Origin of the sequence: Streptomyces sp. HNM0645, assembly GCF_030056615.1 — a bacterium.
GTDB classification, from domain to species: Bacteria; Actinomycetota; Actinomycetes; order Streptomycetales; family Streptomycetaceae; genus Streptomyces; species Streptomyces marianii.
In genome coordinates this window covers 102,276-127,813 of sequence record NZ_JASHLT010000011.1, presented here as the reverse complement: position 1 = coordinate 127,813, position 25,538 = coordinate 102,276, and the positions used below count along the sequence as shown (strand labels likewise).

The window sequence follows — 25,538 nt, the reverse complement described above, 5'->3', positions numbered from 1 at the left end:
CGCACCATTGTTCTCGCAGGTCGGCGCGGGTTTTGTAACTTTTTGACGACCGTCATGGCTACTCGGTCGTACGGGGTGGATTGTGCGCTTGTGAAGGGTAGATAAGGGTGGCTGGGAATCAGCACCAAGCGCGCACGAAGGGAGCCCGCCGTGGACAAGGACGTCTCCGCGGGAAGCGCCACGACAACCACTCTCGGCCACCTCGCACTGGGCCTGACGCTGCTGGCCTTCGGGATCGGCAACACCGGTGTGATCGACAATGTCGCGGCGTCCGACGCCGCAGCCCTCGCGACCTGGGTGGGCGGGGTCGCACTGTTCGTCGTCGGGTTGCTCGAGTTCCGTGCGGGCAACGGCGGTACGGGTACGGCCTTCGCGGGCCTCGGTGCCCTCTGGTTCACCTGGGGGACCGGCATTGGCGCGGAGGTCTCGGCGGAGGCCGCCGGGCTGTTCATGCTCCTGTTCGCGCTTCTGGCGCTCACGCTCACCGCGGGAGCGTCCGGCAGCGGGATCCTCGGCCAGGGCGTGTACGGACTGCTGTGCGTGTCGATGCTGCTTCTCGCGATCGCCTCGTTCGCGGGGAACGACGGGCTGGCGAAGGCCGGCGGCTGGGCCGCCGCGGTCGCGGGACTCGTGGCCTGGTACGGCGCCACCGCGGCGCTGGCGCACTGGCCCACCTTCTCCGGGCGTGCCGCAGGCCGGGGTGTGACGGCCACCGGCTGAGCGGCGGGCCGCAGGCGTGAGCCGTCTCGACGCCGGCGGTGAAAGGGGTGACCCCCTTGCGGCACTGGTGGCGTGCGCAAGGGGGTCGCCGTCCGTAGGCGCGGGGCCGTACGGGACTACTCCACGGTGACCGACTTGGCCAGGTTGCGCGGCTTGTCGATGTCCCGGCCGAGGGCCAGGGCCGTGTGGTAGGCGAGGAGCTGGAGCGGGATGCCCATGAGGATCGGGTCCAGCTCGTCCTCGTTCTTGGGTACCAGGATCGTGTGGTCGGCCTTCTCCTGCTCCTGGTGGGCGACCGCGAGGATCCGGCCGCTACGGGCCTTGATCTCCTCCAGTGCGGCGCGGTTCTTCTCCAGCAGCTCGTCGTCCGGGACGATCGCGACCGTCGGCAGCGCCGGCTCGATCAGCGCCAGCGGGCCGTGCTTCAGCTCGGAGGCCGGGTAGGCCTCGGCGTGGATGTAGGAGATCTCCTTGAGCTTCAGGGATGCCTCGAGCGCCACCGGGTAGCCGCGGACCCGGCCGATGAACATCATCGACTTGGCGTCGGCGTACTCGGCGGCCAGCTTCTTGATCTCGTCTTCGGACTCGAGGATCTCGGAGATCTGGGAGGGCAGCCTGCGCAGGCCCTCGATGATCCGCTTGCCGTCGGCGACGGACAGGTCGCGGATGCGACCCAGGTGCAGCGCGAGCAGCGCGAACGCGACCACCGTGTTGGTGAAGCACTTGGTGGAGACGACGCAGACCTCGGGGCCGGCGTGCACGTACACGCCGCCGTCCGTCTCGCGGGCGATCGCGGAGCCGACCACGTTCACGACGCCGAGGACGCGGGCGCCCTTGCGCTTGAGCTCCTGGACGGCAGCGAGTACGTCGTAGGTCTCGCCGGACTGGGAGACGGCGATGTAGAGGGTGTCGGGGTCCACGACCGGGTTGCGGTAGCGGAACTCGGAGGCCGGCTCGGAGTCGGCGGGGATCCGGGCCAGGGACTCGATGAGCCCGGCGCCGATCAGGCCCGCGTGGTACGAGGTGCCGCAGCCGAGGATCTTGACCCGGCGGATGCCGCGGGCCTCGCGGGCGTCCAGGTTCAGACCGCCCAGGTGCACCGTGGAGAACCGGTCGTCGATGCGGCCGCGCAGCACGCGGTCCACGGCGTCGGGCTGCTCCGAGATCTCCTTGTGCATGTAGGTGTCGTGGCCGCCCATGTCGTAGGAGGCGGCCTCCCACTCGACGGTCTCGGGGGTGGCGGTGGTCCGCGTGCCCGTGGTCGTGTAGGTGCGGAAGTCTTCGGCCTTCAGGGTGGCCATCTCGCCGTCGTTGAGGGTGACGACCTGACGGGTGTGGGCGACCAGCGCGGCGACGTCGGAGGCGACGAACATCTCCTTCTCGCCGATGCCGAGGACGACGGGGGAGCCGTTGCGGGCGACGACGATGCGGTCGTTGAAGTCCGCGTGCATCACGGCGATGCCGTAGGTGCCCTCGACGACCTTGAGCGCCTCGCGGACCTTCTCCTCAAGGGTCTCGGCCTGGGAGCGGGCGATCAGGTGGGTGAGGACCTCGGTGTCGGTCTCGGAGGCGAAGACGACGCCGTCGGCCTCCAGCTTGGCGCGCAGCTCGGACGCGTTGTCGACGATGCCGTTGTGGACCACCGCGACCTTGTTCTCGGGGTCCATGTGCGGGTGCGCGTTGTGGTCGCTGGGAGCGCCGTGCGTCGCCCAGCGGGTGTGGGCGATGCCGGTGGTGCCGGCGAAGCGCTTGGGGACCCGGGCCTCCAGGTCGCGGACGCGGCCCTTGGCCTTGACCATCTTCAGGCCGGTGCTCTTGGGGCTGGTGACCACCATGCCCGCGGAGTCGTAGCCCCGGTACTCCAGCCGCGCCAGGCCCTCCAGCAACAGCGGCGCGACGTCGCGCTTCCCGATGTAACCGACGATTCCGCACATAGAGTCTCTGCCCCTCCAACGACGTTCCTGTGTGTGCCCGGCCGCGCCGCGCGGTGTGCGCGGTGCACGCGGCCTCCGTGGCGGCTCAGCCGTAGACGATGCGGCGCAGCTGCCTGAGCGAGAGGTCCGGGGGAGCCACCGCGCGGTGCGGCAGCTCGGCCGCGATCCGCTCGAAGATCTCCGTGTTCACGCCCCCGCCGGCTTGCAGCTCCCGGTGGCGGCGGCGCACGAACTCCTCGGTCGTCTCGTCGAAGAACGCCAGCACGTCCAGGACCACCCGGGCCGCCTCACCGCGCTGGAGCGCGGTGCTGCGCACCAGATGGTCGATGAGGTCGTCATGCGACGTGCGGCGATCGAGCACCCGTAGATATTGGGGTGCCGCCCGGCCTGAACGCAAGATTCCTGCCCGAATTCGGGCAGAAGCCTGCGTGATCATGGTTACAGTCGATATTTACGCCCGCCTTACGGGTTCGTTCTCCGGGGGTGCTCACATGCGCTTGAGGACGGCCTGCTTGGCCGTGGAGAACTCCTCGTCGGTCAGTATCCCCGTCCGGTGCAGTTCGCCGAGCTCCCGCAGCCGCCGCAGCAGCGCGTCGTGATCGTCGGTCGCCGGGGCGGCGGCGGACGGCAGTTCCCCGGACGTTCGCGGCGGGGCGCTCGGGTGCGGGAGCCGGGCGGTCACGGCGGCGGCGACCAGGACGGCGGTGTACTCCTTGCGCGACATGCCCCACAGGTCGAGCGCGTACGGGTCGTGCTTGGCGGGCCGCTGGGCGGGTCGGCCGTTCAGCAGGAAGCGCAGATGGCCGTTCTCCAGGCCGATCGCCGGCAGCCAGCGCACGCCGCCCACCTCGGAGAGCGGGAACGTGCTCGCCCCGGACGACGCCTTGGACTCCTCTGCCTTCCAGTTCCAGGTGAGGCGGATCGTGTCCCCGTCGAAGGAGGCCGTGCCGTCGCCCCCGCCGCCCGAGACCGGCACCGCCGGGCCCGGCAGCAGGAAGCGGTCCACCGGTCCGTCCGGGACCTGGTCCAGCAGCAGGGCGTTGCGCAGTTCGTCCACGAAGTACTCGGCCACGCCGCAGCGGTCGTTCTCCACCGGCAGCCGGTAGGGGTCGCCGCTCTCCGGCAGTCGTCCGTCGGCGGCCAGCAGCAGCGGATCGCTGCCGTCCCGCAGCTTCAGCCGCAGCCGCCCGCCGCGGCGTCCGGGCTCGAACGCGACACCGGCCAACGCCTCCAGCGGGACGGCGAGTTCACCGAGAGCCTGCCGCAGGGGATGCGTCTTGCCGGTGCCGGGGACGATGCGCACGGTCCGCCCGTCGAAGGCCCAGGTGCCGTCCTTCTGGATGATTTCCGCCATTGTGGGATTGTCGCACCGCAGTCCGGGAGTCCGAAGGCGGCGCGAAGGGAGCGGGCGGTCCGCGCGGTCGAGGGGGAGGCGGGCTGCGTCCGCACCCGGGCACGGTCGGCGACCGCACGGGCGAAGTGGTCTGCACCGGCACCGGGAAGTGGTCTACACCTTGACCGCTCCTGGGCTTCATGGCCTTCCCGCGGACGCCCGGGTCGCCGAGTTCGGCCGGTCCCCGGCGTCCGCGCACGACTGGGACGCCTGCAGGGTGCGTCTCGCGGCGCAGGGGCCGCGGATGTCGGCGCTCATCGACCACCACCGCTCGCCGCGGGTGCCCCGGCCCGCGGACTGACGCGGCCGAGTGCCGCCGCGCGGGGAGCGGTGCGCGGCCGGGCGGCAGCGGGCGGCCCCCGGCGCGCCGGTGCGAAGGAGCGGGCATCGGGCCCGCACGCGAGTGGGCGCGAAGAGGGCGGGCGTCCGGCGGAGGACCGTACTCCGCCGGGCGCCCGCCCGGTCCGCGGCCCGTGAGGGCTACCGGAACCGCGCGATCGGGTTCTCCAGGTCACCCACCAGCTGGAGGGCGCCCGACGGGTCGGCCAGGTCCACCATCTGCTTGTTGTCGCGCAGCTGGAGCCGGTTGAGGCAGGACAGCGCGAACTCCGGGGCGAACATGTCGTACTGGGCGAACTTCTCCCGCAGGTGCGGCATCGACTCCTGGTAGCCCGTGACGCACTCGGCGACCGTCCGCCAGAACGCGTCCTCGTCCAGCACGCCCTCCGTGACCAGGGCGGCGCCGAGGAACCGGAAGAAGCAGTCGAAGACGTCCGTGAAGACCGACAGCAGCTTCATGTTCTCGGGGACCTCGGCACGGACCCGCTCGACGGCGGGCGGAAGCACCGCGTCCGGGTCCATCACGCAGATCTCCTCGGCGATGTCCTTGAAGATCGTGCGCTGTACCGCGCCGTCCTCGCCGAGCACCAGGATGACGTTCTCCCCGTGCGGCATGTAGACGAGGTCGTACGCGTAGAAGCAGTGCAGCACCGGCAGCAGGTAGGCGTCCAGGTAGCGGCGCAGCCACACCTCGGGCGCCAGCCCCGACCCGTTGATGAGCGCGCCGGCGAAGGACTTCCCGGAGCGGTCGGTGTGCAGCAGCGAGGCCATCGTCGCCAGCCGCTCACCGTCCTCCAGGGTGTCCACCGGGCTCTCGCGCCAGAGCGCGGCAAGCATCTTGCGGTAAGGGGAGAAGCGGTCCGTCGCGGCCTCGTACTCCAGGTGCCGGTACCCGACCGCGGCCCGCTCGCGGATGATCGAGAAGCGCGCCGCCGTCAGCACCTCGTCGCTCCCGATCAGTCCGGCGAGCCAGTCGTTGATGGCGGGCGTGGCCTCCATGTACGCGGCGGACAGCCCCCGCATGAAGCCCATGTTGATGACGGACATCGCCGTCTTCACGTAGTGCTTCGACGGGTCGCTGGTGTTGAAGAAGGTGCGGATCGACTGCTGGGCCAGGTACTCGTCGTCGCCCTCCCCGAGCGGTACCAGCCGCCGTCGGGCGACCTCGGCGGCGAAGGTGACGGAGAGCTTGTTCCACCACTGCCAGGGGTGGACGGGCATCAGCAGGTAGTCCGCCGGATCCAGCCCGAGGCCGCGCAGCCGGGCGTCGAACCGGTCGAGCGTTTCTTGGCCCAGCTCGGCCCGCATCAGGCTCTCGTAGCCGAGGTCGGTGCAGGTGGTGAACGCGGCACGCGAGCGGTGCGCGGCCACCCACAGCAGCCGGACCGGGGCCCCGGCTTCCGGGGCGTACCGGTGGTACTCATGGATGCCGAAGCCGAGCCGCCCGTTGTTGGCGACGAAGCAGGGGTGGCCCTCGGTCATCCCGGTCTCGATGTCCTGGAACCCGGCGCGGCTGAGCTCGGCCGCGGACACCTCGGGCTTGGTGAGCTTGTACGCCGTGCCGGACAGGGTGGAGGAGATCTCCTCCAGGTACACCGGCAGGATCTCGTCGGACAGGCCGAGCGCGCCGCGCAACTCGGTGATGAACTCCAGCGCGTCCAGCGGGAGTTCCGCGCCGTCGCGGTGGCGGGTCACGGAGTCCGCCTCGACCTGCCAGTGGTCGAGCGCCAGCCGCCCGGCGGCGAACCGGTACTCGGTCCTGCCGTCGTCGCTGAGCACCGCCCAGCGGCCGTCCCCGAGGTCCTTCGGCGCGAGCAGTCGCTCGTGGGAGAACTCGGCGAGACCCTTGCGGATCAGCAGCCGGTTGGCCTCAGCCCACAGCTCGGGGGTGAGATGGGCGACGCTGTCGATCGCCGTGCTCATCGCGGCACCTCCACGTCACCGACGGCCGCCTCGAACTGCTCACGCGTGCAGAAGCTCAGCAGCGCCGTCTTCTCGGGCTTCCGGATCTCGCGCTCGGGCACGAAGCCGACGGCCGCGTTGAGCGCGTGCACGGCCTTGTTGCGGACGTCCGGCTCGACGACGACCCGCCGCGTCGCCGGGTCCGCGAACAGCTCACGCATCACCGCGGTGATCACGCCCCGGGTGAAGCCGTGCACCGGGGTGTCGGTCGGTGCGACCAGGAAATGCATGCCGACGTCGCCCGGCTCGGGGTCGTAGAGACCGACCAGCTCCACGTGGCGCGGGTCGTAGCGCTCCATCAGGAAGGCCGGCTCGCCGTCGTGCAGCCCGATGAAGGCGTCGTGGTGCTCGTGCGCGGCGATCCTCATGTACTCGCGCTCGACGTCCTGCAGCCGGGCGTCCTGCATCATCCAGAACGCGGCTTTCGGGTCGGTGACCCAGCGGTGCAGCAGCTCGGCGTCGCTCGGGGTCTCCCCGCCGCAGGTAGGGATTGGGGTCTCCCCACCCGAGGTAGGGGTTGGGGTCCCCCCGCCCGAGGCGGGAGTTGGGGTTGCCCCATCGGAGGTAGGGGTTGGGGTCTCCCCACCGGAGGTAGGGGACGGGTCGAAGGGACGGAAGGAGAACGTCCCCAGGGCGGGGGCGGTGGTGCTCATACGGCGAACTCCTGGAATGCGATGGTCTTCTCCACGGGGTAGTACTCGCTGCCGAGCATCTCGGCGATGATGTACGCGTTGCGGTACGCGCCCATGCCCAGGTCGGGCGAGGTGATGGAGTGGGTGTGCACCCCCGCGTTCTGCAGGAAGACGCCACGCCCCGTGGTGTCGATCGAGTAGTTGCGGGCGACGTCGAAGCGGCCCCGGCCGTCCCGGCGCAGCCGGTCGAGCACGGGCCCCAGGAACTCCGGGGTGACGTACTTGTAGCCCGTGGCGAGGATCAGGCCCTCGGTCCGGATCTCGAAGTCCTTCTCCTGCTCCTCCTGGCGCAGCCCCAGCCTGTACGCGCCGTCCTCGTACGCGGCCGTGCACAGCGCGGTGTTGGTGAGCAGACGGGTGGGCACCGGGCCGCCGAGGTTCTTCTGGTAGAGCAGGTCGAAGATCTCGTTGATGAGGTCGCCGTCGATGCCCTTGAAGAGGCTCTTCTGCTGGGTCTCCAGCCGGTAGCGGGTGGCCTCCGGAAGCGCGTGGAAGTAGTCCACGTACTCGGGGGAGGTCATCTCCAGCGTCAGCTTGGTGTACTCCAGCGGGAAGAACCGCGGTGAACGGGTGACCCAGTTGAGCCGGTAGCCGTGCGCGTCGATCTCGGCGAGGAGGTCGTAGTAGATCTCGGCGGCGCTCTGACCGCTGCCGACGAGGGTGATCGACTCCTTCTTCTGCAGCTCTTCCTTGGCCTGGAGGTAGTGCGAGTTGTGGATGAAGTCGCCGTCGAGGCCCTGGCAGGAGTCCGGGACGTACGGCGGGGTGCCGGTGCCCAGGACGAGTCTGCGTGCGCGGAACGTCTCGCCGTCGGTGGTGCGGACGGCGTAGACCTCGTCCTCCGCCTCGAACTCGACCCGGGCGACCGTGGTGCCGAAGCGGATGCTGCTCAGCTTGCCGGCGGCCCAGCGGCAGTAGTCGTTGTACTCGGTCCGCAGCGGGTAGAAGTTCTCGCGGATGTAGAACGAGTAGAGTCGGCCCTTCTCCTTCAGGTAGTTGAGGAAGGAGTACGGCGACGTCGGGTCGGCGAGCGTCACCAGGTCCGACATGAACGGGGTCTGCAGGTGGGCGCCGTCGAGGAACATGCCCGAGTGCCACTCGAAGTCCGGCTTGGACTCGAGGAAGAGGCCGTTCAGCTCGTCGACCGGCTCGGTCAGGCAGGCGAGGCCGAGGTTGAACGGACCGAGTCCGATACCGATGAAATCGTGGATGTCACGGTACTCAGGAGGCGTGGACAAGGTTTTCTCCAAGGTGCTGCTCGGCGTGGCCGGCTATGAGGTCGAGGACGGCGGCGACGTCGGCCACGGTCGTCTCGGGGTTCAGCAGGGTGAATTTCAGGTACTGGCGGCCGTCGACCTTCGTCCCGGCGACGACGGCCTCCCCGGAGGCGAACAGGGCCTTGCGGGCGTACAGATTGGCCCGGTCGATCTCCGCGGCGGAGGTGACCCGCTCCGGGACGTAGCGGAAGACCAGGGTGGACAGCCGGGGCTCGACCACGACGTCGTAGCGGGGGTCGGCGGCGAGCAGCCGCCAGCCCTCGGACGCGAGGTCGCACACCTCGTCGAAGAGCTGCCCGACACCGTCCGCGCCCATGACGCGCAGGGTCATCCACAGCTTGAGGGCGTCGAAGCGACGGGTGGTCTGGAGTGACTTGTCCACCTGGTTGGGGATCCTCTCCTCCACCGTGCACCGGGGGTTGAGGTAGTCCGCGTGGTAGGTGGCGTGCCGCAGTGCGGCGCCGTCCCGCACCAGCAGGGCGGAGGAGCTCACGGGCTGGAAGAAGGACTTGTGGTAGTCGACGGTCACCGAGTCGGCGTGCTGGACGCCCTCGAGGAGCCCGCGGCGGGTCGGCGAGGCGAGCAGCCCGCAGCCGTAGGCGGCGTCGACGTGCATCCAGGTGCCGTACTCGTCGCACAGCGCGGCGATCTCGGGCAGCGGGTCGATGGAGCCGAAGTCGGTGGTGCCGGCGGTGGCGACGACCGCCATCGGGACCAGCCCGGCGCGCCGGCACTTCTCCAGTTCGGCGGCGAGGGCCACGGTCTGCATGCGCCGGTCGCGGTCGACGGGCACGGACACGACGGCGTCCCGGCCGAGGCCGAGGAGGGTCGCGGACTTCTGGACGCTGAAGTGGCTGCACGCGGAGGAGAAGACGCGCAGCTTCGACAGGTCGTCCCTGTCCGCGGGCTTGACCTCCTCGCGGGCGAGCAGCATCGCCTGGAGGTTGGACTGGGTGCCGCCGCTGGTGAAGACGCCGTCGGCGGCGGGGCCGAGGCCGATCCGGCGGGTGGTCCAGTCGATGAGCTTGCGCTCGATCAGTGTGCCGCCGGCGCTCTGGTCCCAGGTGTCCAGCGAGGAGTTGACGGCGGAGAGGACGGCCTCGCCCAGCACGGCGGGGATGACGACCGGGCAGTTGAGGTGGCCGAGGTAGCGCGGGTGGTGGAAGTAGACCGCGTCCCGCAGGTACACCCGCTCCAACTCGTCCAGCGCGGCGGAGGAGTCGCCGAGCGGCTGGTCGAGGTCGACGGCGGCGATCGTAGGGGCCAGCTCCTCCGGTGTCGCTCCCGTGAACGGGCGCCTGGTCGTGGCGAGTTTGTTCGCCACCCGCTCGACTCCTTCGGTCACGGAGCTGCGGTAGAGCTCCGCCGTTGTGCCGTTGAGCAGGTGCGAGCGCATGGTGAGGGTCCTCCCGGTGCGGGGACGTGACAGGACCGCCCCCTGGGCCGGGAGCGGAGAGTAGGGCGGCTGGAACTTAGGTTAGCCTAACCTGAATCTTCGCCTCCGTCCGCCCCCTACTCCACGGAAACGGCGGCGAGTTGGCTCATATCCGGCTCAGGCCGGCCCGGAGGGGCGCGCGGCAGTGCGGCCCCGTCGCAGGTGTCGACGGGGCCGCGGGCAACGGCGTGGAGCGAGGCGGAAGGCCCGGGGCCTACGCGTCGTCGTCGGGCGTCTCGCGCAGGGCGTCCTCGCTGAGGCCCTTGCGCCAGTAGCCGACGAAGGTGACCCGGCGGCGGTCGAGCCCGCGCTCGCCCACGAGATGACGGCGCAACGCCTTGACGGAGCCCGACTCGCCCGCGATCCAGGCGTACGGGGCGGAGCCGGTGAACTCGGCGGCGCGCAGGGCCTCGACGGCCGGTGGCGCGCCCTCGCCCCGCACCAGCCAGGTGACGGTGGCGTCGGCCGCGGTCTCCGGCTCGATCCGGTCACCGGCGTGCGGGACCTCGATCCAGACCTGCGCGCGGATCCCGGCGGGCAGCCACTCCAGGATCGCCGAGGCGGCGGGCAGGGCGGTCTCGTCCGCCCAGATCGCCACCGAGTCGGCATCCTCCGGCAGCCGGAAGCGCACCGCGGTGTTGTCGGCGGTCGCGGGACCGAGAACCGTCACCCGGTCGCCGGCGGAGGCTCTCTGCGCCCAGCGGCAGGCCGGGCCGCCGTCCTCGTGGACGGCGAAGTCGATGTCCATTTCGCCGTGTTCACCGGCATCGGGGCGCTGCTCGCGGACCGTGTACGAGCGCAGTACGGCCCGCTCGTCGTCCGGCAGGGCCCGCCAGGCGCCGAGCCGCGCGTACATGTCCTCCTCGCCGGGGAGCGGGATGACGGGTTCCTCCTGTCCCGGGTGCGGCAGGAAGAGCGAGAGCGACTGGTCGCGCCCGCCGGAGGCGAAACCCCGGAGGGCCTCCCCTCCGAAGGTGACCCGGATCAGCGACGGCCCGAGCCGCCGCGTCCGCACGACCTGGAGAGGGAAGAAGCGGAACGGGGCGGCTGCGGCTGTCGGCACGGGTCAGGCGACCTTCTTCGCGTTCTCGATGGCCTTGGCCAAGTCGTCGAGGATCGGCGTGCACTTCTCGTACGAGTAGATGGGCTCGGTCACGCGCGGGACGACCTGGCCGGCCTTGACCGCGGGCAGCCGGGCCCAGGTCGGCTTGGACTTCAGGGCCTCGGGCTGGAGGGCCGAGGCGCGGTTGTCCATCATGATGATGTCGGCCTTGTACTTGTCGACGTTCTCCCAGCTGAGGCCCTCGAACCAGCCGCCGGCGTCGAGCTTGCCGGGCGTCACGAAGTTGACGCCGAGCTCCTTGAAGTAGAGCGTGTCGGTCGGCCGGGCCGGGGTGGAGGCGTAGAACAGGTCGGCGCTCGCCGACCCGATCAGCACCTTGATCTCGGGCTTGGCCTTCGCGGCGGCGCGCAGCCGGGCGGCGGCCTTCTCGAAGGCGGCCTTGGCGTCCGTGACCTTCTTGGTCCTGACGTCGGCGCCCAGGGACTCGGCCAGTTCGACGTGGCGCTGCAGAACCTGCGGCATGGAGTGGTCGGAGGCCCACAGGGCGACGCTCGGGGCCAGCTTCAGGATCTTGTCCTTGGACTGGTCCGGCACGTACCAGAGGGCGTCCTTCTCCCACATGTCGGTGATGAGCACGTCCGGCGCCAGGGCCGCGTACTGCTCGACGTTGAACTCGCCCCAGACGTTGCCGAGGACCTTGACCTTGTCGATGTCGAGGTCACCCGCCTGGACGTCCGGCGTCCTGGTGCCCTTGGCCTTGTCCTCGACGTAGGTGGGTCCGAAGACGCCCTTCACCTCGATGCCGAAGTCGTGGAGCGCGGCCGCCATGCCGGTGAAGGCGACGATGTTCTTCGGCGTGGCCTTGGTCTTGGCGACCTGGCCGCGGTCGTCCTTGAACCGCCAGGGGCCGGACTGCTTCGCGTCCGAGGCCGACTCGCCCTTGTCCTCGGAACCGCAGGCGGAGAGGGCGGCGGTGAGGCCGAGAGCGCCGCCCGCGGCGAGCAGACCGCGACGGGTGAGTTGGGAAGCGCGGGCATTGGGCATGAAAGGGTTCGCTTTCGGTGCGTGCCGGTGGGGGCGGGCTCTGAGCAAGTCCAAGGTAGGTTAGCCTAACCTCAGATCTTGTCGAGAGGTCGCCCCCACGTGACGCTGATCACCGAGCTGCGGGCAGGGCCTTCGAGGGCGGGCGGGGCACCGCCGGACGGCCCGTGAGTCCTACGACTGCAGCCCCAACTCGCGGGCGACCAGCATCCGCTGCACCTCGCTCGTACCCTCGCCGATCTCCAGGATCTTGGAGTCGCGCCACATGCGGGCCACCGGGTACTCGTTCATGAAGCCGTACCCGCCGTGGATCTGCGTGGCGTCACGGGCGTTGTCGACGGCGACCGTCGAGGAGTACAGCTTCGCCAGCGCCGCCTCCTTCTTGAACGGCTCGCCGAGGACGAGACGCGACGCCGCGTCGCGCCAGCCGATCCGGGCCATGTGCGCCCGCATCTCCATGTCGGCGATCTTGAACTGGATGGCCTGGTTGTCGCCGATCGGACGGCCGAACGCACGGCGCTCCCTGGCGTACTTCACGGACTCGTCGACACAGCCCTGCGCCAGACCCGTGGCGAGGGCGGCGATGGCGATCCGGCCCTCGTCGAGGATGCGCAGGAACTGGGCGTACCCCCGGCCCTCCTCGCCCAGCAGGTTCGCGAAGGGCACGCGGACGTCGGAGAACGACAGCTCCCGGGTGTCCGACGCGTTCCACCCGACCTTCGAGTACGGGGCGGCGACGGTGAAGCCCGGGGTGCCCGACGGGACGATGATGGAGGAGATCAGCGGCTTGCCCGCGTCCGTGCGGCCGGTGACGGCGGTGACCGTGACCAGGCCCGTGATGTCGGTGCCGGAGTTGGTGATGAAGCACTTGGAGCCGTTGATCACCCACTCGCCGGTCGACTCGTCGCGCACGGCCGTGGTCTTCGTACCGCCCGCGTCCGAGCCGGCGTCCGGCTCGGTCAGCCCGAAGGCGCCGAGGATCTCACCGGAGCAGAGCCGGGGCAGCCACTCCCGCTTCTGCTCCTCGGTGCCGAACCGGAAGACCGGCATCGCGCCGAGCGAGACCCCGGCCTCCAGGGTGATGGCGACGGAGGAGTCGACGCGGGCCAGCTCCTCCAGGGCGATGCCGAGGGCGAGGTAGTCGCCGCCCATCCCGCCGTACTCCTCGGGGAAGGGCAGGCCGAACAGGCCCATCCGGCCCATCTCGCGGACGATCTCGTACGGGAACTCGTGCCGCTCGTAGAAGTCGCCGATCTTGGGGGCGACCACGTCGTGGGCGAACTCCTCGACGGTGCGGCGCAGTTCCTCGTGCTCGGGGGCGAGGCGGTGGTCGAGCGACATGGCTAGGACTCCTTGTGGGAAGCCGTGCCCGCGAGGGCGCGAACGGTGCGTGAAGGGCTGGGACGGCCCAGCCGCTCGGCCATCCACACGCTCGTGGCGGTGAGCCGGCCGAGGTCGACCCCGGTCTCGATGCCGAGGCCGTGGAGCATCCACACGAGGTCTTCGGTGGCGAGGTTCCCGGTGGCGCTCTTCGCGTACGGGCAGCCGCCGAGGCCGCCCGCGGAGGCGTCCACGGTGGTGACGCCGTGCTGGAGCGCCGCGAGGGTGTTGGCCAGTGCCTGGCCGTAGGTGTCGTGGAAGTGCACCCCGATGGCGCTGGTGGGCACACCCTCCTCGTTCAACCGGGCGAGCAGCGCCTGGACATGGCCCGGGGTGGCGACGCCGATGGTGTCGCCGAGACTCAGCTCGTCGCAGCCCAGGTCCATCAGCCGCCGGGCCACGCGGACGACCTGGTGGACGGGCACCGCGCCCTCCCACGGGTCGCCGAAGCACATCGAGAGATAGCCGCGGACATGGACCTCGTCGTCCTTCGCCCGGGCCACCACGGGCTCGAACATGGCCAGCGACTCCTCGACCGTGCGGTTGAGGTTGCGCGCGGCGAAGGTCTCCGTCGCCGACGCGAAGACGGCGATCCGCCGCGCGCCCAGCGCGAGGGCACGATCGAGCCCGCGCTCGTTCGGCACGAGGACCGGCAGAGCCACGCCCCCGATGTCCGCGAGCCGCGGGAACAGGTCCTCGGCGTCCGCCAGCTGGGGCACCCACTTGGGGTGGACGAAGCTGGTCGCCTCGACCGTCGTCAGCCCGGCCCCGGCTAGACGGTGGACGAACTCCGCCTTCACCTCGGTCGGGACGACCTCCTTCTCGTTCTGCAGTCCGTCGCGGGGCCCGACCTCGTGGATCCGCACGCGTGACGGCAGACCGGTGACGGGCATCTCCATCGGCAGTCCCTCGGTCATGCCGTGTCCTCCTTGCCCTCGTCGTCGTGCGGGGCGACGACGGCCAGGACCTGGTCCATGACGACGGTCGTCCCCGGGGTGACGTCCAGCTCGGTGACGGTCCCGGCGTGCGGGGCGGAGATGACGTGCTCCATCTTCATCGCCTCCACGACGAGCAGGCTCTGGCCGGCGTCCACCTCGTCCCCGACCGCCACCTTCACGACCGTGACGGTGCCGGGCATCGGCGCGGCGAGCGTGTCGGCGCCCTGCCGGGCCGCCCCGCTCAGGCTCGCGGCGACCGGGTCGTGGTCCCGGACGTACCAGGAGTGGCCGTCGCGGCCGAGCCAGGTCCCGCCGGGGGCGGCGACGTGGTGGAAGGTGTGGGCGAGGCCGTCGATCTCGACACCGATCGTCGCGCTGCCCGCGCCCGCGGCCGGGGCTGCGCCCTTCGCGCGCCGGACGTGCCGGACGGGCAGCCCGTCCAGCACGGCCTCGGAGCCGCGCAGTCGGACCTCCACCGGGTCGTGGCCAGGCACCCGGAAGTGGTGGACGGTCCAGGCGGGTTCACCGCCGAGACGCCAGCCGCCGGGGACGGAGAACGGGTCGGTCCAGCCGGACGCGTCCACCGGCGCGGGCGCCTCCCGCAGCAGCGCGGCGGCGGCGTACACCTCCGGTGGGACCGTGCCGTCGACGAGGGAGTCCGCCTCCCGCTCGACGAGGCCCGTGTCCAGTTCTCCCGCGACCACCTCGGGGTGGTCGAGCAGCCGGCGCAGGAAGCCCGCGTTCGTCGGCACGCCCAGGGTGACGTTGTCCGCCAGGGCCGCGCGCAGCCTGCGCAGCGCGGTCGCGCGGTCGGGGCCGTACGCGATGACCTTCGACAGCATCGGGTCGTAGAGGCTGGAGACCTCCGTGCGCTCGCTGAGGCCCGAGTCGGTGCGCACCCCGTCTCCCCGGGGCTCGCTCAGGGAGAGGACCGTGCCGCCCGACGGCAGGAAGCCGCGGGCGGGGTCCTCCGCGCAGATGCGGGCCTCGACCGCGTGGCCGGTGAGCGCGATGTCCTTCTGGCCGAAGGGCAGTTCCTCGCCCGCCGCCACCCGCAGCTGCCACTCCACCAGGTCCAGGCCGGTGACCAGCTCGGTCACCGGGTGCTCGACCTGGAGCCGGGTGTTCATCTCCATGAAGTAGTACGAGGACGGGTCGCCGCCGGGGACGATGAACTCGACGGTGCCCGCGCCCCGGTAGCCGCAGGAGCGGGCCGCCTGGACCGCCGCCTCGCCCATCGCGGCACGGATCTCCTCGTCCAGCAGGACGGAGGGTGCCTCCTCGATGATCTTCTGGTGGCGGCGCTGGAGGGAGCACTCGCGCTCTCCGAGGTGGACCACGTTGCCGTGGCCGTCCGCGAGGACCTGGATCTCGATGTGCCGGGGACGGTCGATCCACCGCTCCACCAGCAGGGTGTCGTCGCCGAACGACGCGCGTGCCTCCCGCCGGGCGGCCGCGATCTCCTCCAGCAGGGCGGACTCCACGCGGGTCAGCCGCATGCCCTTGCCCCCGCCGCCCGCGGAGGGCTTCAGCAGGACCGGCATGCCGATCTCGCGCGCCGCCTCGGCCAGTTGGTCGTCGGTGAGTCCCGAGCCGGAGGAGCCCGGCACGACCGGGACCCCGGCCGCCCGCACCGTCTCCTTGGCGCGGATCTTGTCGCCCATCAGGGAGATGGCGTCGGCGGGCGGCCCGATGAACACCAGGCCCGCCTCCTCGCAGGCGCGGGCGAATCCGGCGTTCTCCGCGAGGAAGCCGTAGCCCGGGTGGACCGCCTGGGCGCCGGACCGGCGGGCCGCCTCCAGCAGGCGCTCGACGGAGAGATAGCTCTCGGCGGCCGGCGCCGGGCCGAGCCGGACGGCGGTGTCCGCCTCGCGGACGTGCCGGGCGTCGGCGTCGGCGTCGCTGAACACGGCGACCGAGCGGACACCGAGGGCCCGCAGCGTACGGATGACGCGGACCGCGATCTCGCCTCGGTTGGCAACCAGAACGGTGTCGAACATCCGCTGTCCTTCGAACGTCACAGTGGTCCTCACATCCGGAATACGCCGAAGCCGGGCGCCGAGGCGTCCCTCTCGGGCAGCGGGGCGTTGGCGCAGGCGGTCAGGGCGAGCCCCAGCACCTGGCGGGTCTCCAGCGGGTCGATCACTCCGTCGTCCCACAGCCGGGCCGTGGCGTAGTACGCGTTGCCCTGCTGTTCGTACTGGGCGCGGATCGGGTCCTTGAACGCCTCCTCCGCATCGGCGGGCCACTCCTCACCGCGCGCCTCCAGTTGGTCCCGCTTGACGGTGGCCAGCACGGACGCGGCCTGCTCGCCCCCCATCACCGAGATCTTGGCGTTGGGCCACATCCACAGGAAGCGGGGCGAGTAGGCGCGGCCGCACATGGAGTAGTTGCCCGCGCCGTACGAGCCACCGACAACGACGGTCAGCTTCGGCACCCGGGTGCAGGCCACGGCCGTGACCATCTTGGCGCCGTGCTTGGCGATGCCGCCCGCCTCGTAGTCCTTGCCGACCATGAAGCCGGAGATGTTCTGCAGGAACAGCAGGGGGATGCCCCGCTGGTCGCACAGCTCGATGAAGTGGGCGCCCTTCTGGGCCGATTCGGCGAACAGGATGCCGTTGTTGGCCACGATGCCGACCGGGTGGCCGTGGACCCGGGCGAAGCCGGTGACCAGCGTGGTGCCGAACTCCGCCTTGAACTCGGCGAAGCGGGAGCCGTCCGTGATGCGGGCGATGATCTCCCGGACGTCGTACGGCGTGCGGGAGTCCACCGGCACCGCCCCGTACAGCCCGAGCGGGTCCGCCTTGGGCTCCTCGACGGGCTCCACCGACCAGGGGAGCGGACCGCGCTCGGGGAGGGTGGACACGATGTTCCGCACGATCCTCAGGGCGTGCGCGTCGTTCTCCGCGAGATGGTCCGTGACACCGGAGACCCGGGAGTGGACCTCGCCGCCGCCCAGCTCCTCGGCCGTGACGACCTCACCGGTCGCGGCCTTCACCAGCGGCGGGCCGCCGAGGAAGATCGTGCCCTGATTCCGCACGATCACGGCCTCGTCGCTCATCGCGGGGACGTAGGCGCCGCCGGCCGTGCAGGAGCCGAGCACCGCGGCGATCTGCGGGATGCGCGCCGCGGAGAGCCTCGCCTGGTTGTAGAAGATCCGGCCGAAGTGCTCGCGGTCGGGGAAGACCTCGTCCTGCATCGGCAGGAAGGCGCCGCCCGAGTCGACGAGGTAGACGCACGGCAGCCGGTTCTCCAGGGCCACCTCCTGGGCGCGCAGGTGCTTCTTGACCGTCATCGGGTAGTACGTGCCGCCCTTGACCGTGGCGTCGTTGGCGACGACGACGACCTCGCGGCCGCCGACCCGGCCGATGCCGGCGATCACCCCGGCCGCCGGGGCCTGCCCGTCGTACATGCCGTCGGCCGCGAGCGGTGCCAGCTCAAGGAAGGGCGAGCCGGGGTCCAGGAGCGTGTCCACCCGGTCGCGCGGCAGCAGCTTCCCGCGCGCGGTGTGGCGCGCCCGTGCCTTCTCGCCACCGCCGAGCCGAGCCGCCGCCAGCTTCGCGCGCAGGGTGTCGGCCAGGGCGTGGTGCGCCGCCTCGTTGGCCTGCCAGGCGTCCGAGGCGGGATCCTCCGCACTCGTCAGCACAGGTGCTTGCCGCATCGTGTCGTGCCCCCTGTCAGAGCATCGTTCGTGTTAATGGGCGTTAACCCACGCGTTCAGGTTAACGATCGCTAACAGTCTTGTCTAGAATCAGTGGCATGAGCACCAGGACCGACGCTCCGACCCGTCGCGAGCAGATCCTCAAGGAGGCCGCGCGCCTCTTCGCCGAGCGCGGCTTCCACGGCGTCGGCGTCGACGAGATAGGCGCCGCCGTCGGTATCAGCGGCCCCGGGCTGTACCGCCACTTCCCCGGCAAGGACGCGATGCTCGCCGAACTGCTGGTCGGCATCTCCGGTCGGCTCCTGGACGGCGGCAGGCGCCGGGTCGCCGAGGCGGACGGCATCCCCGAGCAGGTGCTCTCCTCGCTCATCGACGGGCACATCGACTTCGCCCTCGACGACCGCCCGCTGATCACCCTCCACGACCGGGAGCTGGACCGGCTGCGGGACAGCGACCGCAAGCTGGTGCGCCAGCTCCAGCGCCAGTACGTCGAACTGTGGGTGGACGTCGTCCGCAAGCTGCACCCCGGGACCGGCGAGGGCCAGGTCCGGGCGGCCGTCCACGCCGTCTTCGGCCTGCTGAACTCCACCCCGCACCTGGGCTCGTACGGAAACGGGCTGCCGGGCCGCGCGGCCATGGAGGACCTGCTGCGCAGGCTCGCCCACGGGGCGCTCGCCTCGCTGTCGTAGGGAGCGGCCCCCGGCGGCCGGCGGTCCCCCGGGTGTCCGGCCACCGGGACGCCGGGCACGCTCCGCACACCTGGCGGCACAATGGGCGCATGCCGATACCGAACCGCGCCGCCCTCGTCGACCATCTCGTCCGCACGCGTATCGCCGGAGACGTCGCCACCCCGCGCGACAACAACCTCTCCCACTACCGCAAGCTCGCCAACGGGGACCGCCACTACTGGCTGGGCCTCGAGCTCGGCGACCGCTGGAGCGACGAGCAGGACGTCCTGGCCGTCATGGCCGAGCGTTGCGGCGTCAACGACGACCCGCAGTACCGGTACGGCCAGGACACCATCGACCCCGAGCTGACCGTCGACGCCCTGGACCGGATGGCGGCCCGGCTCAAGCAGGCCGCCGCCGGGCGGGAGTCGGTCCTCTTCGCCACCGGGCACCCCGGCGGGCTGCTCGACGTCCACCGGCAGATCGCCGACGCGCTCAGATCCACGGGCTGCGAGATCGTCCGGATCCCCTCCGGACTCACCGCGGACGAGGGCATGGTCTACCAGTTCGCCGACGTGGCCGTGCTCGAGCGCGGCGCGACCCTGTGGCACACCCATTCCCCCGCGCCGATGGCCGCCATCCTGGACGGGCTGGAGCGGGACGGACGGGCCCGGCCCGACCTCGTCGTCGCCGACCACGGCTGGGCGGGCTGCGCGGGACAGCGGGGCGTCGACGCGGTCGGCTTCGCCGACTGCAACGACCCGGCCCTGTTCATCGGCGAGGCGGAGGGCACGGTCCGGGTGACGGTCCCGCTGGACGACCATGTCACGGACCCGCGCTTCTACGACCCGATGACGGCGTACCTCCTGGACGCGGCCGGTCTCCTCTGAATCCCGGCGGCTCCCCGGCCGAGGCCGGCCGCACCCGGTGCACGCCCGGCGTCGGGTCGAGGTACACCCGGCGGATCGCCGGGAAGCGCTGGCGCAGCTGCTCCTCGGCGTCCTCGCACGCCCACTCCACCTGCTCCGCCGACGCGACGTCCCGGAAGTTCACCTTGGCCGCGATCAGGGTCTCGGCCGGCCCCTGGACCAGGGTCGTCAGCTCCAGCACCTCCACGATGTGCGGGACCGTGAGCAGTTCCTCGTGCACCGCCCTGCGCATCCGGGGCGGCAGCGGCCGCCCGATGAGCAGCTGGGCGTTGCTGCGGACCAGCACCCAGGCCACGTACACCAACAGCAGGCCGATGAGGATCGAGGCGATCCCGTCCGAGACCGAGGAGCCGGTGAGCTGGGCGCCGACCAGGCCGCCCGCCGCGAGCAGCAGCCCGCTCAGCGCCGCGGAGTCCTCCATCACCACGGCCTTGACCGCCGTGTCGGGGGTGTAGCGCAGATAGCGGCGCGCGGGCGTGCCGAAGCGGGCCGCCTCGCCGCGGATCTGCCGGACGCCGGTCCGCAGCGAGTAGCCCTCCAGCACGGCGGCGACGGCCAGGACGACGTACGAGGGCAGCGGATTGCCGAGCTTCTCGCTCTGCGTGAGGGTGTGGACGCCGTCGTAGACGGAGAAGACCGCGCCCCCGACGAAGGTGGCGACGGACGCCAGCATCGCCCAGACGTAGCGCTCGGGGCCGTAGCCCAGCGGGTGCTCCTCGTCGGCGGGTTTCGCGCTCCGCCGCAGGCCCGTCAGCAGCAGCAGCTCCGTCACGGTGTCGGCGACCGAATGGGCGGCCTCGGAGAGCATCGCGCTCGATCCGCTGATGACGCCCGCGACGGCCTTGGCCACGGCGATGCCGAGGTTGGCGAGCGCCGCGACGATCACGGTGAAGGTGCTCTCCGGCGCCTTGACGGGTTCGATCCCCTCCGGCGCCGGCACGGGGGCGTCGGCCGGTCCGCCGGGCACGCGCGGTGTCCCGGGCGGGCCGCCGGTGCTCTCTTCGCTCGCCATGAGGGGAGCGTATGTCCGTTGTGCCCCCCTCGCTCGGGCGCGGCGCCGCACCCCCGGAGCGCCACCCGCGCGTCTCGGGTGCGGCCCGCCGGGTGCCGCCCGGTGGGGCCGGTCCGCGATCGCAGCCGTCGCCGCCCGGTGCCGACTGACGACGAACCTCTTCGTTCGCGGGCCTGTCGCCGCGGTCGCCCGGCGGGCCGCGGCGACGGACGGCCGGGCCGGCGCGCTCCGCAGCCGCGGCCGCGCACCGCGGACCTCGCGGGCGGGGACTGGACGGGGCCCGGACGCGACGGGCGTCGCCGGTCGCCTCGGACGCGGTCAGTCGTGGGGGACGCGGACGACGCCCTCCTGGATCACCGAGATCGCCAGCCGTCCGTCCTGGGTGTAGATGCGGGCCTGGCCGAGGCCGCGGCCTCCGTGCGCGCTCGGCGACTCCTGGTCGTACAGGAGCCACTCGTCGGCGCGGAACGGGCGGTGGAACCACATCGCGTGGTCCAGCGAGGCCCCGACGACGTCCCCGACCGCCCAGCCGCCGCGCCCGTGGGCCAGCAGCACCGAGTCGAGCAGCGTCATGTCGGAGACGTAGGTGGCGAGGCAGACGTGCAGCAGCGGGTCGTCCGCGAGCTTGCCGTTCGTGCGGAACCACACCTGCGAGTGCGGCTCGCGCCGCTCACCGATGCTCGCGTACGGGGGCTTGCCCACGTACCGGATGTCGACCGCGGCGCGGGCCTCGAGCATGCGCCGCACGATCTCCGGGTGAAGGGGGTTCCCCGCGTACCGGGGCAGCCGCTCGGCGGCGGTCGGCAGGGTCTCCGGATCCGGCGCGTCGGGCATCACCGCCTGGTGGTCCAGCCCGTCCTCCCAGGCCTGGAAGGACGCCGAGAGGTGGAAGATCGGCTGGCCGTGCTGGACGGCGACGACCCGCCGGGTGGTGAAGGACCGGCCGTCGCGGATGCGGTCGACGGTGTAGACGATCGGCGCACCCGGATCGCCCATGCGCAGGAAGTACGCGTGCAGGGAGTGCGCCGTACGGTGCTCGGGCACGGTGCGGCCCGCGGCGACGAGCGCCTGGGCCGCGACCTGTCCGCCGAAGACGCGGGGCACGATCGTGGGACGCGAGTGGCCGCGGAAGATGTCCTGCTCGATCCGCTCCAGGTCGAGCAGATCGAGCAGGTCGTCGAGAGCCTCGCTCACAGGGTCAGAGGCCCATCGACTTGGCGATGATCGACTTCATGACCTCGCTGGTGCCGCCGTAGATCCGGTTGACGCGGTTGTCGGCGTAGAGGCGGGCGATCGGGTACTCGTTCATGTAGCCGTACCCGCCGTGCAGCTGGAGGCACCGGTCGATGACGCGGTGGGCGACCTCGGTGCAGAAGAGCTTCGCGGAGGCGGCCTCGGCCGGGGTCAGCTCGCCCGCGTCCAGCGCCTCCAGGGCGCGGTCGGCGACGGCCTCGGCGGCGTCCACCTCGGCCTGGCAGGCGGCCAGTTCGAACTTCGTGTTCTGGAAGGACGCGACCGTCTTGCCGAAGACGGTGCGGTCCTGCGTGTACTCCTTGGCGAACCGGATCGCGGCCTTGGCCTGCGCGTAGGCGCCGAAGGCGATGCCCCAGCGCTCCGACGGCAGGTTCTGGCCGAGGTAGTAGAAGCCCTTGTTCTCCTCGCCCAGCAGGTCCTCGACCGGGACCTTGACGTCGACGAACGCCAGCTCGGCGGTGTCGGAGGTACGCAGGCCCAGCTTGTCCAGCTTGCGGCCGATGGAGTAGCCCTCGGACTTGGTGTCCACGGCGAAGAGGGAGATGCCGAAGCGGCGGTCGTCCTCGCGCGGGGCGGAGGTGCGGGCGCAGACGATCACACGGTCGGCGTGGACACCGCCGGTGATGAACGTCTTGGCGCCGTTGAGGACATAGTGCGTGCCGTCCTCCGACAGCTTGGCCGTGGTCTTCATGCCCGCGACGTCGGAGCCGGTGCCCGGCTCGGTCATCGCCAGCGCCCACATCTCCTCGCCGGTGACGAACTTCGTCAGGTAGCGCTTCTTCTGCTCGTCGGTGGCGAGCATCTTGATGTACGGCAGGGCGAGCAGCACGTGCACGCCGGAGCCGCCGAAGTTGACGCCCGCACGCGCGGTCTCCTCGTAGAGGACGGCCTCGAACTTGTGGGTGTCCAGACCCGCCCCGCCGAACTCCTCGGGCACGTTGATGCCGAATATGCCCAGCTCACCGAGCTTGTGGTAGAAGTCGCGCGGCGCCTGGCCGGCAGCGAACCACTCGTCGTAGACGGGGACGACCTCGGCCTCGATGAAGGCACGGACGGTCTCCCGGAACGCTTCGTGGTCCTCGTTGAATACGGTCCGGCGCACGGACGCCTCCTCGGCACGGTGTCGGGTCACTGGCTGGGCACAGAGCGCTGTCTAAGCGCTTGCTCAGAATAAGTTACCCGGCGGTTGTTGAAACTGTCCAGAGTGATGCTGGGCACGTGCGGGGGCGGCCGCCGGATGTGACGACGGCCCCGTCACACGGCTGGGGCCGTCGTGGGAGCGGGTGGGGATGGGCGTCAGGGCGGCGTTCCGTCTTTCACGGCGGCGGTGAACGCACCCCAGCTTCCGCGCGGGAACGCGAGCGCCGGGCCGTGCGGCCGCTTGGAGTCGCGCACGGGGACGTGGGAGGGGTGGGCGTCGAGGACCTCGACGCAGCTGTCGGCCTCCGGTCCGCTGAACGTCGACCTCCGCCAGCCGGTCGGCGCGGAGGCGACCGGAGTGCTGTGCTCGGTCATGGTGTCCGTAGTCCTTCGCTGCCGCCCTCAAGAGGGCGATTGACTCCTTGCGTGAGAGCGCGTCGCCCAACGCGAGAGCGTAGGCGTTCTCGAGCCGTTCGACCACGGTGGGTGCGTCGTGGAGTGTGGCCGTGCTCAGCCCCTCCACGTAGGCCGCCGGAGGCTGGTCCTCGAAGGACATCAGGGAAAGCATGCCCTGGAGCAGAGGGTGGGCTCCCGTGGAGAACGGGACCACATGGACGCGTACCCGGCCGGACTCGGCCAGTCCGTGATGTGCGCGATCTGGTGCGCCATCACACCGGGGCCGCCGGTCGGGCGGCGCAGCACCGCCTCGTCCAGAACGGCCCAGACCACGGGCCTCGTCGGGTCCTGCAGGACTCGTGCGCGTTCGAGCCTGGTGACGACCGCCTGTCACATTCGGCTTCGCTCCAGGGTGGGAACGCGGCGCCCATCACCGCGCGTGCGTACCTCCGTCTGGAGGATTCCGGGGATGAACGACAGCGCGAACTCGCGGATCAGCGTGGCCTGCTGTTCGAGCGCGGGCGGCCGCGAACCGGTCGGCGACGAGGCCGTCGTCCTTCGGCAGGAAACTGCTCAGCACGTTCCCCGTGTTCAGCGCCCCGTCCAGTCGCCGTGCGTCCTCCTTCGACGGGACGCGGCGACCCGCCTCGATATGGGCGATGTGCGAGCGGGTCGTGATCGCCGCGTCGGCGAGCTCCTGCTGGGTGAGCCCGGCGGCCTCGCGCTGGGCCCGCAGCCATTCCCCGTGCATGCTGGCCATCGTCAACTCCCGTGTGACTGCCGATCCGTCACCTCGAACCCCCTGGTGAGCCCAGCCGCGCGAGGCCCACTGTGTGATCGGATCGCTACAGAGCGACACCTCGTCGAACCGCCGGGGTTGATGGACGTGCGCGACCTGCTCGCCCGCCTGCTGGAGTCGCTGCTGCGGCTCGTGCGCCCCGACGCGGAGCCCGCGTCGCCGCCGCCCTTCCCCGCGGAGACCGCGGTCACGGTTCCTCGTCCGGCGGGTCCGGCGCGACCGCACACCGCCGTGCTGCGCGGCGAGGACACCGCGCTCGTCAGGACGTGCACCGGATCGCGCGGAGCCGTGGCGGGCGTCCTTCTCGGCGCGAGAGCCCGGCCGGCGGGTGAGTGCTGACCGTGGGCGGGCGTGTGCGCTCAGCCCGCCGTGACCGACGGTTGCCCCGGTTGCGGGTCCTCGCCGTTGTAGGCCCCCAGCGCGGACTGGCGCAGGTCGAGCAACTCGCCGAGGTCGTCGGGGGTCGGCGTGCCCTGGGCCAGCTTCACCGTGGCCCTGCCCTCCACCGCGGCCCAGGCCTGCCGTGCGCGTTTGTTGGCCCGGCACCGCGTGGCGCTCCGGAGGAAGCTCGCACCGGCGGCGAAGCCGGCAGAGGCCAGTGCGAGGAGGGCCGCTGGAATGCGCGCGTCCGCCGTGGCGAGTCCCGTCGCTCCCGCCGTGCCGGCGAGCAGGGCCGCGGGGAAGCCGAGGGCGACATCGGCCTTGGCCCAGAACTCGGCGCGCCGGTGGGCCAGCGCCTTCTGGCGCGTCGCCTCGTTCCGTAAGCGCGTGATCTCGACACGCACGCTGCCCGGGGTCTCGCCGTCCGGGGTGCCGGTTGTGGTCGTGTTCGCGGCAGTGGCCATGCCGGAATTCCAACACACCCCGAACACTGGGGACTTGGGTGGATGGGGACAGCTTTCGGGGTCCGCCGTCGTGGAGTCCGTACGGAAGCCTGGACGCCCTACTGAATCGTCCGGCTCAGGTGCGTGATCCGTACCGCGGTGCGAGCATGAGCTCCGTTCGCAGGTCCGCGTCGTCCAAGCCCCCAGCAGCGATCCGCACCGCGCGAAGTCCCGTGCTCGGCCGAGGACGTCAAGCGAGTGCGGCTCGGTCTTCCGCAGCCGTCGGCGGGTCGCCGAGAGGTCGGACCGACCAGGGCAGGCGGCACGTTCCCCTCCCTCGTGGTCACGCCGGAGGACGATGTCCTCCGTACGCAGCCGGTGGGTCTGGAGGACGAGCCGTTCGGCGGGGTGAGCACGGACGGCGCGTTCCCCGAACTGCAATCGGAGTACTGAGCGTGTGGCGGCCCGGGGCGGATGCTGCAGCCCCTCATCACCCGGGTGGTTCGTTGGCGGGCGGACAGCCGGAACGTGGAGAGTCGAAGGAGGGGTACGGCGAAAAATGGCCATCCTTCCATGGGATTCTCGATGCACTTGACCGGCAGCTGGAGGCTGCTGTTGCCTTTGGTGGCGGGCTATTTGGATTCTCCGGCGCACGGGAGAAGTTCCGAGGTCTCCGTGCTC

General features: G+C 71.3%; 22 protein-coding genes and 1 pseudogene. 4 read left to right on the top strand and 19 right to left on the bottom strand.

Annotation, left to right across the window (positions count from 1 at the left end; all coding sequences use genetic code 11):
- The first annotated feature begins 150 nt into the window (after positions 1 to 150).
- Positions 151 to 720: a GPR1/FUN34/YaaH family transporter gene (locus QMZ92_RS09475; protein ID WP_283296791.1), complete on the top strand. Its 570-nt coding sequence runs from the start codon at positions 151 to 153 to the stop codon at positions 718 to 720.
- A 116-nt stretch (positions 721 to 836) separates the two neighbouring features.
- On the opposite strand, the gene glmS is transcribed toward QMZ92_RS09475, so the two are convergent.
- The 13 genes from glmS to QMZ92_RS09405 form a co-directional block, all read right to left on the bottom strand.
- On the bottom strand, positions 837 to 2,654 hold the full coding sequence (gene glmS, locus QMZ92_RS09470) for a glutamine--fructose-6-phosphate transaminase (isomerizing) (protein WP_283296790.1): 1,818 nt from the start codon (positions 2,652 to 2,654) through the stop codon (positions 837 to 839).
- Between the two features lie 85 nt (positions 2,655 to 2,739).
- Entirely contained in the window at positions 2,740 to 3,015 is a 276-nt protein-coding gene (locus QMZ92_RS09465; RefSeq protein ID WP_138055133.1) for a hypothetical protein, read from the bottom strand.
- A gap of 126 nt (positions 3,016 to 3,141) precedes the next feature.
- Positions 3,142 to 4,008 (bottom strand): DUF4429 domain-containing protein, encoded by an 867-nt coding sequence (locus QMZ92_RS09460; protein ID WP_283296789.1) that lies wholly within the window; start codon positions 4,006 to 4,008, stop codon positions 3,142 to 3,144.
- Between the two features lie 519 nt (positions 4,009 to 4,527).
- Positions 4,528 to 6,309, bottom strand: a complete 1,782-nt coding sequence (locus tag QMZ92_RS09450; protein ID WP_283296788.1) for an IucA/IucC family protein — start codon at positions 6,307 to 6,309, stop codon at positions 4,528 to 4,530.
- Positions 6,306 to 7,001: a GNAT family N-acetyltransferase gene (locus QMZ92_RS09445; RefSeq protein ID WP_283296787.1), complete on the bottom strand. Its 696-nt coding sequence runs from the start codon at positions 6,999 to 7,001 to the stop codon at positions 6,306 to 6,308. The genes QMZ92_RS09450 and QMZ92_RS09445 overlap by 4 nt, the downstream gene beginning before the upstream one ends.
- Positions 6,998 to 8,278 (bottom strand): lysine N(6)-hydroxylase/L-ornithine N(5)-oxygenase family protein, encoded by a 1,281-nt coding sequence (locus tag QMZ92_RS09440; RefSeq protein WP_283296786.1) that lies wholly within the window; start codon positions 8,276 to 8,278, stop codon positions 6,998 to 7,000. The genes QMZ92_RS09445 and QMZ92_RS09440 overlap by 4 nt, the downstream gene beginning before the upstream one ends.
- Positions 8,262 to 9,713 carry a pyridoxal phosphate-dependent decarboxylase family protein gene (locus QMZ92_RS09435; protein WP_283296785.1) on the bottom strand — a complete coding sequence of 484 codons (1,452 nt, stop codon included), beginning with the start codon at positions 9,711 to 9,713 and terminating at the stop codon, positions 8,262 to 8,264. Before QMZ92_RS09435 ends, QMZ92_RS09440 begins: the two co-directional genes overlap by 17 nt.
- Positions 9,714 to 9,966: 253 nt before the next feature.
- Positions 9,967 to 10,815 carry a siderophore-interacting protein gene (locus QMZ92_RS09430; protein ID WP_283296784.1) on the bottom strand — a complete coding sequence of 283 codons (849 nt, stop codon included), beginning with the start codon at positions 10,813 to 10,815 and terminating at the stop codon, positions 9,967 to 9,969.
- Positions 10,816 to 10,818: 3 nt separating this feature from the next.
- Positions 10,819 to 11,859, bottom strand: coding sequence for an ABC transporter substrate-binding protein (locus tag QMZ92_RS09425; RefSeq protein ID WP_283296783.1), 1,041 nt, complete (start codon positions 11,857 to 11,859; stop codon positions 10,819 to 10,821).
- 171 nt (positions 11,860 to 12,030) lie between these two features.
- Positions 12,031 to 13,197 carry an acyl-CoA dehydrogenase family protein gene (locus tag QMZ92_RS09420; protein WP_283296782.1) on the bottom strand — a complete coding sequence of 389 codons (1,167 nt, stop codon included), beginning with the start codon at positions 13,195 to 13,197 and terminating at the stop codon, positions 12,031 to 12,033.
- 2 nt (positions 13,198 to 13,199) lie between these two features.
- Positions 13,200 to 14,153 carry a hydroxymethylglutaryl-CoA lyase gene (locus QMZ92_RS09415; protein ID WP_283296781.1) on the bottom strand — a complete coding sequence of 318 codons (954 nt, stop codon included), beginning with the start codon at positions 14,151 to 14,153 and terminating at the stop codon, positions 13,200 to 13,202.
- Entirely contained in the window at positions 14,150 to 16,174 is a 2,025-nt protein-coding gene (locus QMZ92_RS09410; RefSeq protein ID WP_283296780.1) for an acetyl/propionyl/methylcrotonyl-CoA carboxylase subunit alpha, read from the bottom strand. Before QMZ92_RS09410 ends, QMZ92_RS09415 begins: the two co-directional genes overlap by 4 nt.
- A gap of 29 nt (positions 16,175 to 16,203) precedes the next feature.
- A complete protein-coding gene (locus QMZ92_RS09405; protein WP_283296779.1) occupies positions 16,204 to 17,835 on the bottom strand; it encodes a carboxyl transferase domain-containing protein in 1,632 nt (543 codons plus the stop codon).
- 98 nt (positions 17,836 to 17,933) lie between these two features.
- Between QMZ92_RS09405 and QMZ92_RS09400 the strand changes: the two genes are divergently transcribed.
- Positions 17,934 to 18,524: an SACE_7040 family transcriptional regulator gene (locus QMZ92_RS09400; protein WP_283296778.1), complete on the top strand. Its 591-nt coding sequence runs from the start codon at positions 17,934 to 17,936 to the stop codon at positions 18,522 to 18,524.
- An 89-nt stretch (positions 18,525 to 18,613) separates the two neighbouring features.
- Complete coding sequence (locus QMZ92_RS09395) at positions 18,614 to 19,393, top strand: phosphatase (protein ID WP_283296777.1); 780 nt, start codon at positions 18,614 to 18,616, stop codon at positions 19,391 to 19,393.
- Here QMZ92_RS09395 and QMZ92_RS09390 read toward each other — a convergent pair.
- The 5 genes and pseudogenes from QMZ92_RS09390 to QMZ92_RS09370 form a co-directional block, all read right to left on the bottom strand.
- A complete protein-coding gene (locus QMZ92_RS09390; protein WP_283296776.1) occupies positions 19,329 to 20,444 on the bottom strand; it encodes a cation diffusion facilitator family transporter in 1,116 nt (371 codons plus the stop codon). The genes QMZ92_RS09395 and QMZ92_RS09390 overlap by 65 nt on opposite strands.
- A 318-nt stretch (positions 20,445 to 20,762) precedes the next feature.
- The gene (gene tesB / locus QMZ92_RS09385; RefSeq protein ID WP_283296775.1) at positions 20,763 to 21,638 is read right to left on the bottom strand and encodes an acyl-CoA thioesterase II; all 876 of its coding nucleotides are present in this window, start codon (positions 21,636 to 21,638) and stop codon (positions 20,763 to 20,765) included.
- Positions 21,639 to 21,642: 4 nt separating this feature from the next.
- Complete coding sequence (locus QMZ92_RS09380; RefSeq protein ID WP_283296774.1) at positions 21,643 to 22,800, bottom strand: acyl-CoA dehydrogenase family protein; 1,158 nt, start codon at positions 22,798 to 22,800, stop codon at positions 21,643 to 21,645.
- 194 nt (positions 22,801 to 22,994) lie between these two features.
- Entirely contained in the window at positions 22,995 to 23,213 is a 219-nt protein-coding gene (locus QMZ92_RS09375) for a DUF397 domain-containing protein (protein ID WP_283296814.1), read from the bottom strand.
- Positions 23,209 to 23,994, bottom strand: a pseudogene (locus QMZ92_RS09370) (helix-turn-helix domain-containing protein); the annotation flags it as partial. The pseudogene QMZ92_RS09370 and the gene QMZ92_RS09375, both read right to left, overlap by 5 nt.
- Positions 23,995 to 24,114: 120 nt before the next feature.
- Between QMZ92_RS09370 and QMZ92_RS09365 the strand changes: the two are divergent.
- Positions 24,115 to 24,372, top strand: a complete 258-nt coding sequence (locus QMZ92_RS09365; RefSeq protein ID WP_283296773.1) for a hypothetical protein — start codon at positions 24,115 to 24,117, stop codon at positions 24,370 to 24,372.
- Positions 24,373 to 24,392: 20 nt separating this feature from the next.
- Here the strand turns inward: QMZ92_RS09365 and QMZ92_RS09360 are convergent, their stop codons facing one another.
- Positions 24,393 to 24,878: a hypothetical protein gene (locus tag QMZ92_RS09360; protein ID WP_283296772.1), complete on the bottom strand. Its 486-nt coding sequence runs from the start codon at positions 24,876 to 24,878 to the stop codon at positions 24,393 to 24,395.
- Positions 24,879 to 25,538: the final 660 nt, after the last annotated feature.